This is a genomic window from Klebsiella michiganensis (genome assembly GCA_000963575.1).
GTDB classification, from domain to species: domain Bacteria; phylum Pseudomonadota; class Gammaproteobacteria; order Enterobacterales; family Enterobacteriaceae; genus Cedecea; species Cedecea michiganensis_A.
On record CP011077.1, the window covers coordinates 2,269,871 to 2,283,267 of the forward strand.

Sequence of the window (13,397 nt, forward strand, 5' to 3'; positions counted from 1 at the left end):
CGGCCTGTTTTAGTTATGGTGTGGTAAGAGAGCGAAAGATTTATCACGAAAAATCAGCCTGGTATAGCAACCAGATCTGGCGAAAGCACGATACACCACATCTGTACTCCTGACAAAAAGTGAGATCTGTATCTGTTTGCTGAAGGAGATAAGGTTTATTTTTTTACAAATCGATAATAAATACAGGGGCTGGATAATGACGCGTAAAGATGGACTGCTGGCGTTGCTGGTGGTGGTGATTTGGGGCGTGAATTTTGTGGTGATCAAGCTGGGGCTGCACAATATGCCGCCGCTGATGCTGGCGGGTCTGCGTTTTTTGCTGGTGGCGTTTCCCGCGCTGCTGTTTGTGGCCCGGCCAAAGCTTCCGTTCCGCCTGCTGGCAGCCTACGCGCTGACCATCAGCTTCGGGCAGTTTGCCTTCCTGTTTACCGCGATAAAGTTCGGCATGCCCGCCGGGCTGGCTTCACTGGTGCTGCAGTCTCAGGCGTTTTTCACCATCATTCTGGGGACATTTTTCTTTGGCGAGCGTCTGCAGGCTAAGCAACTGGCCGGCATTACCCTGGCGGTTTTCGGCGTACTGGTGCTGATTGAGGGCAGTTTCGAAGGGCAACAGGTGGCGCTGCTGGGCTTTATGCTAACGCTTGCGGCAGGCATGAGCTGGGCGTTCGGTAATATCTTCAACAAGATTATCATGCAGCATGAGCAGCGTCCGGCGATCATGTCGCTGATTGTCTGGAGCGCGCTGATCCCGGTGCTGCCGTTCTTTGCCGCAAGCTGGCTGCTGGATGGCCCGGCAACGATGCTGCAAAGCCTGGTCAATATTGATATCACAACGGTGCTTTCGCTGATCTATCTGGCGTTTATCTCCACCATTGTGGGCTACGGTATCTGGGGCACCCTGTTAGGGCGGTACGAAACCTGGCGCGTGGCGCCGCTGTCGCTGCTGGTGCCGGTCGTGGGTATGGCTAGCGCGGCGTTGCTGCTGGGCGAAAAGCTGACGGTAATGCAGTTGCTGGGGGCAGTGTTAATTATGGGCGGGCTGTATATTAACGTCTTTGGCCTGCGGTTTGGTCGTTCAGTGAAAAGATTGCCATCCTGAGAAGTGCGGCACCCGCCCAGCATCGGGCGGGTCAGCCTTTATCTTACGAACGCGCGTGACCGTGGTAGTACGGGGAGCCCAGTTCTTCTGAACGTTCAGCCGCGGTTTGCTGCGGGCCTTTAGACAATTGACCGCCAGAACAGGTGATCATGTTGCCGTAGTTGGCCTGGGTGGCGTTGAAGCTGCCGGATTGCTCCGCAAGAGCGTTGGTTGATGCCAGCGCCAGAATGAGCGCGGCTGCGGAGATGACTTTCATATTTCCTCGGTTACGTCTGTAAAACAGACGGTGATGCATTAGTTACACAAACTGCAATACTGGTTGTAGGGATGCAGATACTTGCCTTCGCCGGCAAGACGGGTTACGCGGTACTTGTGCGGCGGCACCGAAAAGTAGTTCTTAAAGGTGCGGGTTAACGTTTGCTGCGATTCAAAGCCGTAGCGCTCGGCCAGATAAAGGATCGGCTCGTTGCTCTCTTTGAGCTTCAGCGCGATTTCGGTCAGCTTACGGTTGCGGATGTACTGGCCCAGCGAGTGGCCGGTTTCTTTTTTAAACATCCGCTGCAGATGCCACTTGGAGTAGCCAGAACGCTGAGAAACCTTCTCCAGCGAGAGCGGGGTTTCCAGGTTCTCTTCAATCCACCCCAAAATGCTTTGAATCGTGACCGCATCATTGTTGCGTCTGGACATCGTTTCACCTCTTTGCAGGTTTACGGCAATACCTTTTTCAACAGGCGATAAAGCGTGTCGACTTCGTCGTCCGTCAGGTTTTTAGTAAGTTCTTTATGGAGGCTAAGCCCCACCAGGTTTCGGCACTCTTCACACAGCGCCACGCCTTCCGGCGTCAGCCTGATCAGAACGCCGCGCTTATCGTTGGGGTTCGGCAAACGCTCGACCCAGCCTTTGCACAGCAGGCGGTCCAGCATTCGGGTTAACGCGCCGAGGTCAACGGAAAGCACTTTTTTCAGCTCGACTGGGGTAATACACACTTCATAGTGAATGGAGCACAGCACCTTAAACTGGGTCGCGGTGATATCCAGCGGGGAGAGAGAATCGTTTAACAGGCGATCCTTATGCTGATTCACCATGTGGATCAATCGCCCGAGGGGGATCATTTCGTTAAACAGATCACAGGTGCTTTTCACTATGTTTGCCCAGGCAAGTAGATTAGTCACGGCAGATACTATTGCCGAGGCAAGTATAAGTCAACGTGATGATTCAGCCGATGCCACGAAAAGCTAAAACGCTTCAACTGCGGTCAGTAAACTGCGGGCTGCTATAGTCAAACCTGCGCTATAGCCGCTCGATAAAGGACAAAAAAGGATAAAAATATGATGGATTTACTCAGGGCCATCGGCCTTGGCCTTGTGGTTCTGCTGCCGCTGGCGAACCCGCTTACCACCGTGGCGCTGTTCCTTGGGCTCTCCGGGGACATGAATAGCCGGCAGCGCAACCGCACTGCGCTGATGGCTTCGGTGAATGTGTTTGTCATTATGATGGTGGCGTACTACGCCGGGCAGGTGGTGATGAACACCTTCGGGATTTCTATTCCCGGACTGCGTATCGCCGGCGGACTGATTGTCGCCTTTATCGGCTTCCGTATGCTGTTCCCGCAGCAGAAAGCGCATGAGTCCCCGGAGGCAAGAACCAAGTCGGAAGAGTTAAGCGAAGAGCCGGAAGCCAATATTGCTTTTGTGCCGCTGGCGATGCCGAGTACGGCTGGGCCGGGCACCATTGCGATGATCATCAGCTCCGCTTCTACGGTGCGGGCTGGCTCCGACTTCCCGAGCTGGGTCATTACCGTTGCGCCGCCGCTGATTTTCCTCGCCGTGGGCCTGATTCTTTGGGCCAGCTTGCGCAGCTCCGGCGCGATTATGCGTATTGTCGGTAAAAGCGGCATTGAGGCAATTTCCCGCCTGATGGGGTTCCTGCTGGTGTGTATGGGCGTGCAGTTTATTATTAACGGCGTGCTGGAAATTATTAAGACTTATCCCGCCTGATTTGAGCGTGATTTAAAGAAAAATGCCCTCGCAATGAGGGCATTTTTGTTAATGCGTGGCTTGGGGGTGTTCTTCCAGCGCCACCGGCCAGCGGCGGAACACCAGAATCGACCAGACCAGCGCGATAATCGCCGGAATAGCGCCGATAAAGCCGATATCTGACATGGAAATATGCAGGCTGACCTGGTTACCCAGCAGCGCACCTGCGCCGATGCCTATATTAAAGATCCCGGAGAATAGCGACATCGCCACGTCGGTAGCGTCCGGTGCCAGGGCCAGCACTTTCACCTGCATACCCAGGGCAACTATCATGATCGAAATGCCCCAGAACAGGCTGAGCCCGGCAAGGGTGAGTTCGCCTTGCGCGGCAGGGAGCAGGAGCACAAGGCAAGCTGCCATCAGCGCAATCGCGCCGGAAACCAGTCCCGAAGCATGTTTATTTCCCCATTTGCCAAACAGCACGCTGCCGATAATGCCCGCGCCGCCAAACAGCAGTAAAAGCAGGGTGGCGAAATTAGCGCTAAGCCCGGCAATCTGCTGGACGAAAGGTTCGATGTAACTGTAGGCGGTGTAGTGCGCGGTCACCACTATCGCGATTAAAGCATAAATATTGACCAGCGCCGGACGGCGGAACAGTTTAGGGACGCTGGATAGCGAGCCAGAATGTTCGCTGGGCAGTTTAGGCAGCAGTTTTATCAGGCAGAACAGCGTTATCGCTGCCACCACGCCAATGACGAAGAAGGTCGTTCGCCAGCCGAAATACTGCCCGACGATGCGGCCGATGGGTAAGCCCAGCACCATCGCCAGCGCCGTGCCGGTAGCGAGCAAGCTCAGCGCCTGCGCTTTTTTGCCCGCCGGGGCCATGCGAATGGCCAGTGAGGCGGTAATAGACCAAAAAATGGCATGGGCGAAAGCAATCCCGATGCGGCTTATCACCAGCACGGTGAAGTTCCAGGCGAGGAACGACAGCACATGGCTGGCGATAAACAGCAGGAAAATGCTAATCAGCAGGCGGCGGCGCTCAACCTGGCTTGTCATCAGCATAAAGGGCAGCGACATCAGGGCCACCACCCAGGCATAGATAGTGAGCATGATCCCGACCTGCGCGGTTTCCATGCCAAAACTTTGCGCGATGTCGGACAGCAGACCGACGGGCACAAATTCGGTAGTGTTAAAGATAAACGCGGCAACGGCGAGAGTGACGACCCGCAGCCACGCCGTTTTGCGAGAAACGGTAGCGATTGTCATAAGGGAATAGCAGGTAAATAAGGGGTAGGAATGGCTCGATCATAAAACCATCAGATCGGCGACACAACCCATTTTGTGATTTATGTCTCATTTGCAGCCAGCGCCTGTATATGGTGGAAAAAAAGCAGCACCGGGTGGGCGAATATGTCATGGTAGAGGCGAAGAAAATAACAATGAAAAACAGGAGTAACGCCAATGCAAGCAATTGACTTTTATATGGTAGACGCCTTTGCAGACACAACGTTTGGCGGCAACGCTGCGGCGGTTTGCCCGCTCAGCGAATGGTTGCCTGACGAAGTGCTGCTGAAAATGTCACAGCAGCATAATCAGTCGGAAACGGCTTTTTTCGTTACCACGGATGAGGGCTTTGAGCTGCGCTGGTTCACGACCCAGGGGGAGATCAACCTTTGCGGACACGCTACGCTGGCGGCTTCCCACGTTATTTTCGAGCATCTGGATCACCCGGAGGCGGTAATCCATTTCAGCACGCGTTTTGTCGGCCCGCTGACGGTAACGCGTAGCGGCGAGTGGCTGACGCTGGATTTCCCGGCCTGGGAAACTCAGCCGATTGCGCCGCTGCCGGAACTCCTGGCGACGCTTGGCATCAGCGAGTGCAAAGAGATGCGCGTAGGGCGTGATTATATCGTGGTACTGGAAAGCCAGGCACAGGTTGAGGCGATACAGCCCGATATCAACGCCATGATCCCGCTGGAAAAAATGGTCTGCATTACCGCAGCGGGTGAAGGCGAATATGATTTTGTCAGCCGCTTCTTCTGCCCGGGCGAAGCGGTGCCGGAAGATCCCGTCACCGGCTCCACTCACAGCATGCTGATCCCTTACTGGGCGGATAAGCTGAATAAAACGCACCTGCTGGCGCGACAGGTCTCGTATCGCGGCGGCGATCTGCGCTGCCAGTACAAAGGTGACCGGGTGTTGATTGGCGGCAAGGCCGTGACCTATCTGGTGGGCAAAGTGCTGTTGCGCTAACTTTCCGGGCAAAATTCGCCGGGATTAATGAATGCAGCTCATAAAGGCTAGCACGTTGGAAGCGATTATTGAGTAATCCGTCCGTGCTAGCCTGATTGCATTCCATTCTCCAGGAGAAAAAGATGCCCGTATCCCATGAAGTTATAGTTGTTATCGGCAGTGGGTCGATTGCCCAGGCGATTGCCCGCCGCGTAGGCATTGGCAAACATATTCTGCTGGCCGATATCACGCCGGAAAATAGCGAGGCCGCGCAACAAACATTGCAGCAGGCAGGCTTTCGGGTGAGTACCGCCGGTGTCGACGTTCGTTCCCGTGAATCTATTCAAAAATTAGTGGGTCTGGCTTGTGACCTGGGCGAAGTGAAGGGCGTGATACATACCGCCGGGCTTTCGCCTTCCCAGGCTGCCGCGCAGGATATTCTCCGCGTCGATCTCTTCGGTACGGCGGTAGTGTTTCAGACGTTCGGCCAGGTTATCGGCGCAGGCGGCTCCGGGGTAGTGATTGGCTCACAGTCCAGCCATCGGCTGGATGTGGATGCGCTCACGCAGGCCGAGGCCGACGAGCTGGCCACGCTGCCGCCGGAACAATTGCTGGAGCTACCGCGAGTCAAAGCCATTGATGACAGCCTGTATGCCTATCAGCTTTCAAAGCGAGGCAATGCGCTGCGGGTGATGGCCGAGGCGGTTAAGTGGGGGCGGCGAGGGGCGAGAATCAACTGCATCAGCGCCGGGATTGTTTACACGCCTTTGGCCTATGACGAACTGCACAGCGCCGAGCGTGGGGAGTTCTACCGAAACATGCTGGCAAAATCTCCGGCAGGAAGAGGCGGTACGCCAGATGAAATTGGCGCGCTGGCTGAGTTTCTCTTTGGCCCAAACGGCGCGTATATCAGCGGGAGCGATATCCTGATCGACGGCGGGGTCACCGCCGCTTATAAGTATGGCGATCTTAAGGCTTAATTAAGGCGCTTCCAGCAGGGAGATAAAAGCGTCAAGCTGGCGGGTTTTAGCGTCTCTGCGCCACAGCAGCCAGGTGTCCAGATAGCGTTTATCGTCCGGCAGCGGCCAGGTGCTTATCTGATGGCTGCCCGGCATACTCTCCAGCATACTGCGCGGCATCAGCGCCAGGCCAGCGCCCGCAATCACGCAGGCGAGCATCCCGTGATACGACTCCATTTCATGGATTTTACCCGGCATCGCCCGGCTGTCGTGGAACCAGCTTTCAAAATGGCGGCGGTAGGAGCAGTTTGCCCGGAAAGCGTAAATACTCGCGCCGTTAACGTCCGACCCGCTGTGAATGGGGGCATGGTCGGCAGGCGCGACAATGGTCATCTCTTCACGGTACACCGCCACGCCTTCCAGAGAAGGATGCAGCACCGGCCCGTCAACAAAGGCAGCGGCGAGGCGGCCTTCGAGCACGCCGTCAATCTGGTCACCGGAAGGCCCGGTGGTAAGGGAAAGGTGGATTTTGGGATAACGCTGGTTAAAGTTCGCCAGCAGGCCGGGAATGCGCACCGCCGCCGTACTTTCCAGCGATCCCAGCGCCAGCGGCCCCTGAGGTTCATCCCCGGACACCACCATGCGCGCCTCATCTACCAGCGCCAGGATGCGTTTACTGTAGGCCAGGAAGCTGTGGCCGGACGGGGAGAGCTTCAGCCGCTGGTTCTCACGAATGAACAGCGCCACGCCTAAGTCAGCCTCCAGCTGCTTGATTCGGGTCGTGAGATTGGACGGGACGCGGTGTACCTGCTGCGCGGCGGCGCTGATGCTGCCAGTTTCCGCAACGGCGTTGAACATTTCCAGCTGAGTGAGATCCATAGCTTTCTCAAATCGTGAAGGGTTTGCTTAGTATTATTCATTTTTAAACTTTGTGCCTCAAGGCTACTGTTAACATCTCATTCACCTGTCGAGGCACCACCATGCAATCAGTAACCGGGCAAACCCACGCCATTTCACGCAATCCCGCTACCGGTGAGCGCATTGCGGTTTATCCTTTCGAGAGCGCAGCCCAGATTGATGCCGCGCTGGCCCGTAACCAGCAGGCGTTTCACGCCTGGCGCGTTACCCCGCTCAGCGAACGTGCACAAAAGCTCCGTGATTTAGGGGCGGCGGTGCGCAAGCACGGCGAAGCGATGGCGCAAATGATTACCGCTGAAATGGGCAAACCCATTTTGCAGGCGCGTGCTGAAGTGGCGAAATCCGCGAACCTCTGCGACTGGTATGCCGAGCACGGCCCGGCCATGTTAGGTCCGGAAGCTACTCAGGTTGAAAACAACAAAGCCGTTATTGAATACCGCCCGCTGGGGCCGATTCTGGCGGTAATGCCCTGGAACTTCCCGCTTTGGCAGGTGCTGCGCGGGGCGGTGCCGATTCTGCTGGCCGGCAACAGCTATATTCTGAAACATGCGCCGAACGTGATGGGCTGCGCCGAACTTATTCGCCAGATGTTTGTTGACGCGGGCTTCCTGCCCGCATTGTTCGAGCTGCTGAACGTCACGCCGGAAGGGGTTAGTCAGGCGATTAACGACTCCCGCGTGGCCGCCGTAACCGTGACCGGCAGCGGCAGAGCCGGGGCGGCGATTGGGGCTCAGGCCGGGGCAGCGTTGAAAAAATGCGTGCTGGAACTGGGCGGCTCGGATCCGTTCATCGTGCTTAATGATGCCGACCTCGATGAAGCCGTGAAGGCCGCGGTGGCCGGGCGCTTCCAGAACACCGGGCAGGTTTGTGCCGCCGCGAAACGCTTCATCGTGGAAGCCGGGATCGCCGCAGCCTTTACCGACCGCTTTATTGCCGAGCTGAAAAGCTACGAGGTTGGTTCCCCGGTGGAAGAAGCTAACCGCCTCGGGCCGATGGCGCGCTACGATCTGCGTGATGAGCTGCATGAGCAAGTGACAATGTCACTTAAACAGGGCGCAAAACTGCTGACTGGCGGGGATAAGCTGCCCGGCGAGGGCAACTACTACGCGCCGACCGTGCTCACCAATGTGACGCCAGATATGGCCGCGTTCCGCCAGGAGCTGTTCGGCCCGGTGGCCGCGATTACCGTCGCTCGCGACAGCAATCATGCCCTTGAGCTGGCAAACGACAGCGATTATGGGCTATCTGCGACGGTTTATACCGCCAATGAACAGCTTGCGCTGGAGATGGCGTCCCGCCTCGAATGCGGCGGCGTGTTTATCAACGGTTATAGCGCCAGCGACCCTCGAGTGGCGTTTGGCGGGGTGAAAAAGAGCGGGTTTGGCCGCGAACTTTCCCACTTCGGGCTGCACGAGTTCTGTAATATTCAGACCGTATGGAAGGACCGACGCTAGTTTAGCCCGCCTGATGCCGGCCTGTCGGGGAGGGATAATGCTTCTTTTCCCCCGCTAAGTACGGACGTTATGCTGGTTTATGCCTAGGCTATTAGTAAAAAGTAAGGCCACCGTGAAGGTGGCCTTGTTTGTCATGAGAGTGAAATAATTCTGTCATTTTCGCTCAGTACACTCGCGGCATCGTTGTGTTACTGAAGAAAATCATGAACATAAGTCAAATTTTTCGCCGTTTAAATCCCTTCAGACTTTTTGCCCGTCGCCCCCGCGAGTTCGGGCTACTGAGCGGGGTGGTTGGCGTGATCGCACTCTTTTCCGTGCTGCAAATTCTCTCCACCGTGTCCCTCTCCAACATTCTGCATGAAACCCGTCAGAGCGTGCTTGAAAATAGCCAGCTTCACCAGCAGCAGGTTGTTATGGAGAAGGCGAGAACCTCGCTGCTGATGACCAGCGACCTGCTGAACCGGGCGGGCGTATATTTTATGCAGGACAAAGAAACCGGCTCGGTCGGCAGCTGGAACAGCCTGGTGGATGAAGCCGACGCTTCGCTGAAGGTTTCCCGGCAGAACTTTGCCGCCTGGCAGCAGCTTCACCCGGCGGGCAGTGAGAGTCTGGCTAACAGTTATCAGTTGTTCTTTGGGGGATTAAAAGAACAGCTGGAAGGGATGCAAAAAAAGGCGTCCATCGATGCTTTCTTTGAAGTGCCGATCCAGGCATTTCAGTCCGATTTCAACGAGCAGTACGCGCGATATCAGGCCGAAGGCGAGAAACAAACCGTTCAGGCCAGCCACACTCTGCTGCATAGCCTGAGTCAGGCCCAAACGTTGTTTATTATCGCGCTGGGTATTTTGCTGGGGGTGGCGATTGCAGTCTGGCTGGGAGTGGCCCGCTGGGTGATTCGTCCTCTGCGTAGTCTTATCGAGCATTTGCACATTCTGGCCGCCGGCGATCTGTCCCGGCTACCCGCTGAACGAAAACTGGTTAACCGCGAAGTGAAACAGCTTCACGGCAGCGTGCTGGAGATGCAGCAGGGTATCCAGCAGCTTGTGCTTGAGGTGCGGGAGTCTTCCGCCATTTTGCTAAGCAACATTGGCCAGCTTGCTGAAGGGAATACCGAGCTGTCTAACCACTCCTCCCGGCAGGAGCAGGAGCTGGAGAAAGTTACCCTGCATATCACCGAGCTGGAGTCCCGCGTTCAGGAAAACAGCCAGTATGCTATCCAGGCGAACCAGCGCGCGGACGAAGCCCGTGAAATGGTGGCCGGGGGGGATCAGATGATGCACACGGTGAATATGTCGATGCAGGATATTGTGACCCGTTCCTCAGAGATGCGCGGCATCGTGGCGATGATTGATAACGTTGCCTTCCAGACCAATATCCTGGCCCTGAACGCCGCCATTGAAGCCGCTCATGCGGGTAATCAGGGAAGAGGATTTGCCGTGGTGGCTCGTGAAGTTGGTCTGCTGGCGAAACAGAGCAGCCAGTCAACCAGAAACATTCAGTCGTTGATCAACAACTCTCTGCAGGGCATTGAGCAGGGCAGCGAAGCGGTGTCAGAGCTGGAGGCGCAGTTGAAAAAGGTGATTGCCCTGGTGACCCGTTTAAGCGGGCTGTTGAATGAAATTTCCAGTGCCTCCGTGGACCAGGGCGCTAGCGTGCATCACGTTACCACACGGATCACCACGCTTAACCAGGCGGTGAGCCAGACTGGGCTGCTGATTAAAGCGTCGGCCACCACCTCTAAACGTTTACTGGATGAGTCTCAACGTCTTGAAAAAGCAGTAGCTCGCTTTCAAATGACGGCTTGAGTTCGTTTTATTATCGGCCCGTGGCTCTGATATACTTTCGCCGCTTAACATATCCCTCAGGAGCGCACGGTGCCGGTTCAATTAAACAATGAGTTACTGGAAGAGATCCTCGACCAGGTTCGTCCTTTGCTGGGTAAGGGGAAGGTCGCGGACTATATCCCGGCCCTGGAAGAGGTTTCCGGCAATAAACTCGGGATCGCTATTTGTACCGTTGACGGTGAATTTTTCAGCGCCGGGGATGCGGCAGAGCGTTTTTCTATTCAGTCGATCTCTAAAGTGCTGAGCCTGACGCTGGCGATGGGCCGCTATGATGAAGATGAAATCTGGCAGCGCGTCGGCAAAGAGCCATCCGGCCAGCCGTTTAACTCTCTTTTGCAGCTTGAGCTTGAACAGGGCAAACCCCGCAATCCGTTTATTAATGCCGGTGCGCTGGTGGTGTGTGACATGCTGCAAACCCGCCTCAGCGCGCCCAAACAGCGTATGCTGGAAGTCGTGCGTGCGCTCTCCGGTGCCGATGATTTAGTCTATAACACGCGCGTGGCGCGGTCTGAATTTGAGCATTCGGCACGTAATGCCGCGATTGCCTGGCTGATGAAGTCATTTGGTAATTTTGAGAATGATGTCATTCCCGTGCTGCAAACCTATTTCCATTATTGTGCGCTGGAAATGAGTTGCCTGGAGTTGGCCAAAACGTTTTTATTTCTCGCCAGGCAGGGACGGGCTCTGCACATTGATGAGCCGGTGATCTCCGCCCAGCACGCGCGGCAGATTAATGCGCTGATGATCACCAGCGGCATGTATGACGGTGCCGGGGAATTTGCCTATCGCGTTGGTTTGCCAGGGAAGTCTGGGGTGGGCGGCGGAATTATCGCCAACGTACCGAATGAGATGTCTATTGCCGTGTGGTGCCCGGAGCTGGATGCTTCCGGTAACTCACTGGCCGGGACGGCAGCGCTGGAAATTCTTTCTCAGCGCATCGGGCGCTCTATTTTTTAACCGCTGTGGGATTACAGCAGTAATAATCCCGGTATGCGCAGCCATAGCACGCCAACCAGGCTAACGGTGGCCAGCACGGCCAGCATTATGGCGGTAATGATAAGTCGTTCCGCCCAGGGTGTTTTACGCATTTCAGCTCCGGGAAATCTTACGTCCATGGACTATAAGGCAGCCACGTTAAACATCGGTTAAACCTGAGGCTGCTAATTATTCCCCGGTGATAAGTATGAATTTTTAGCCACAAAGCCTGCCGCTAACAAAAGGGGGCGTACAAGCTGGCGGAAATTTAGCTTATGGCTGATAGTTCATGCGGAGTGCTGGCGAGTTGAGTGAATTTTCTTCTTTCTCTCAATGCCCTGGGTTGCTACCAGGGCAAACATGCTAAGCTAATGCTTATTTTCGCAATCACCTGATGGCGCTATTTATTTTCAGCGGTGATGAATAGATATGAACCAGGATAGCATGGTTAATCGACCTAAGTTTTTATTCTTTTCCCCCGAAAAAATGCTGTTAAACGCAGTCAGTGTTTTTGTGCTTACCACGCTTTTTTACTTCTTTGGCGCTTCACTGCGCCTGGTTAACGATCTTTCTCTATTTTGGCCGCTGAATGCGGTGCTGGCCGCCATTTTTGTTCGTAATCCGTGGCTGAATAAAGCCGTTTATTATTTTATTTGCTACGCGGCAATGCTGATTTATGACGCCTTTACCACCCAGTGGGGCTGGCAGTCGACGATCATAAATTTCTCGAACATGGTCTTTATTGTCACCGCTGCCTGTTTATTGCTGCGTTATTCGCGCAATATGGATGAGAGTAACTGGGCGCTAAATGCGTTTAATATTTTCAACTTTTCGCTGATTGCCGCCATATTATCTTCATTATTCGGCGCCGTCGGGTCGCTGGGTATTAGCGGCGATTATCATGAAAAGTTTATGCCGCTCTATGCCGACTGGGTGAGCGAGCAGTTTTCAACCGGCGTGCTGATGCTGCCCTGTTTACTGACCGCAAGCTGGCCTTCCTGGCGTAAATTAACCGGTATCGTGCCGTCAGACATGTATCCGTTTTTTTCCGTAGTGATTGCCGTCTGCACGGCGATGATTATCGGCGGGGCGGGCAGCCTGGCGTTTCCGCTCCCCGCGCTTATCTGGTGTGCCATTCGCTACCCCCTCCCGGTTACCGCGCTATTAACGCTGATAACCGGCGGGGTGGAAATTGTGCTGGTGGCCCATGCGGCGATCAATCTCCACTCCGAACAGCCGCTGCTGCTGGTCGATCAGATGTTCTCCGCGCGGCTGGGGATTGCCACCATCGCTATTTGCCCGCTGATTGTTTCCATCAGCGTGGATGCCATTAATCAGTTGATTAAGCAGACGTCGCTGCGTGCGGACTATGATTACCTGACGGGCGTTTTCTCCCGCTCAGGGCTGTTTGAAGCGCTCAAGCGCAGCGGACGACATCAGCCAGGTCACGGTGAGCCGCTGCTCTGCGTGATGCTGCTGGATATCGATTTTTTTAAACGGATAAATGACAGCTGGGGCCACGAATGTGGGGATACTGTGCTGGCATCTTTTGCCGCCAGGGTGCTGGACACCGTGGGTGACCGGGGAATGGTGGCGCGTATTGGCGGCGAAGAGTTTGTGGTGGTTTGCCGCACCCGCTCTCCCAGAGAGGGTTTTGAAATAGCCGAGCAAATCCGTAAAACAATTGAGGCCAGCAGTTTTTACTACGAGGGGCAGTCGCTGTTTATCACCGTCAGTATTGGTCTGGCCGAGGCGGCGCTGGGCAATAGCACGCTGGAGGCGACCTTTAATCAGCTTATTCCCGAAGCGGATAAGTATTTGTATTTGTCGAAACGGCAGGGGCGCAATAAGACCAGCACGAATGGCGTGGCGCCTGAGGCGTTTACTGCGCCGCAGATCGGCGATTCACAATAGCCATCTGCACTTTGGATCCTTTA

At 55.3% G+C, this 13,397-nt stretch carries 13 protein-coding genes; 8 read left to right on the top strand and 5 right to left on the bottom strand.

Features of this window, described 5'->3' with window-relative positions:
- The first annotated feature begins 196 nt into the window (after positions 1–196).
- Entirely contained in the window at positions 197–1,099 is a 903-nt protein-coding gene (locus VW41_10710; GenBank protein ID AJZ89470.1) for an acetylserine transporter, read from the top strand.
- A gap of 43 nt (positions 1,100–1,142) precedes the next feature.
- On the opposite strand, the gene VW41_10715 is transcribed toward VW41_10710, so the two are convergent.
- From VW41_10715 to VW41_10725, 3 genes are read right to left on the bottom strand one after another with little or no spacing between them, the layout of a single operon-like run.
- Positions 1,143–1,355 (bottom strand): hypothetical protein, encoded by a 213-nt coding sequence (locus VW41_10715; protein AJZ89471.1) that lies wholly within the window; start codon positions 1,353–1,355, stop codon positions 1,143–1,145.
- Between the two features lie 38 nt (positions 1,356–1,393).
- Entirely contained in the window at positions 1,394–1,786 is a 393-nt protein-coding gene (locus tag VW41_10720) for a transcriptional regulator (GenBank protein ID AJZ89472.1), read from the bottom strand.
- 20 nt (positions 1,787–1,806) lie between these two features.
- Positions 1,807–2,241, bottom strand: coding sequence for a transcriptional regulator (locus VW41_10725; protein AJZ89473.1), 435 nt, complete (start codon positions 2,239–2,241; stop codon positions 1,807–1,809).
- 186 nt (positions 2,242–2,427) lie between these two features.
- On the opposite strand from VW41_10725, the gene VW41_10730 reads away from it, so the two are divergent.
- Positions 2,428–3,096 carry a hypothetical protein gene (locus VW41_10730; protein AJZ89474.1) on the top strand — a complete coding sequence of 223 codons (669 nt, stop codon included), beginning with the start codon at positions 2,428–2,430 and terminating at the stop codon, positions 3,094–3,096.
- 48 nt (positions 3,097–3,144) lie between these two features.
- Here VW41_10730 and VW41_10735 read toward each other — a convergent pair whose 3' ends face one another.
- Complete coding sequence (locus tag VW41_10735) at positions 3,145–4,344, bottom strand: arabinose transporter (GenBank protein ID AJZ89475.1); 1,200 nt, start codon at positions 4,342–4,344, stop codon at positions 3,145–3,147.
- Between the two features lie 195 nt (positions 4,345–4,539).
- On the opposite strand from VW41_10735, the gene VW41_10740 reads away from it, so the two are divergent.
- Positions 4,540–5,331, top strand: coding sequence for an isomerase (locus VW41_10740; GenBank protein AJZ89476.1), 792 nt, complete (start codon positions 4,540–4,542; stop codon positions 5,329–5,331).
- Positions 5,332–5,453: 122 nt separating this feature from the next.
- Positions 5,454–6,290, top strand: a complete 837-nt coding sequence (locus VW41_10745) for a short-chain dehydrogenase (protein AJZ89477.1) — start codon at positions 5,454–5,456, stop codon at positions 6,288–6,290.
- On the opposite strand, the gene VW41_10750 is transcribed toward VW41_10745, so the two are convergent.
- Complete coding sequence (locus VW41_10750; protein AJZ89478.1) at positions 6,291–7,148, bottom strand: LysR family transcriptional regulator; 858 nt, start codon at positions 7,146–7,148, stop codon at positions 6,291–6,293. It abuts the gene before it with no gap.
- Positions 7,149–7,249: 101 nt separating this feature from the next.
- On the opposite strand from VW41_10750, the gene VW41_10755 reads away from it, so the two are divergent.
- The 4 genes from VW41_10755 (at position 7,250) to VW41_10770 (ending at position 13,374) form a co-directional block, all read left to right on the top strand.
- A complete protein-coding gene (locus VW41_10755; protein ID AJZ89479.1) occupies positions 7,250–8,641 on the top strand; it encodes a succinate dehydrogenase in 1,392 nt (463 codons plus the stop codon).
- Between the two features lie 203 nt (positions 8,642–8,844).
- Entirely contained in the window at positions 8,845–10,446 is a 1,602-nt protein-coding gene (locus tag VW41_10760) for a chemotaxis protein (GenBank protein ID AJZ89480.1), read from the top strand.
- A 69-nt stretch (positions 10,447–10,515) separates the two neighbouring features.
- Positions 10,516–11,442 carry a glutaminase gene (locus VW41_10765; protein AJZ89481.1) on the top strand — a complete coding sequence of 309 codons (927 nt, stop codon included), beginning with the start codon at positions 10,516–10,518 and terminating at the stop codon, positions 11,440–11,442.
- A gap of 462 nt (positions 11,443–11,904) precedes the next feature.
- A complete protein-coding gene (locus VW41_10770) occupies positions 11,905–13,374 on the top strand; it encodes a diguanylate cyclase (protein ID AJZ89482.1) in 1,470 nt (489 codons plus the stop codon).
- The last annotated feature ends 23 nt before the right edge of the window (positions 13,375–13,397 follow it).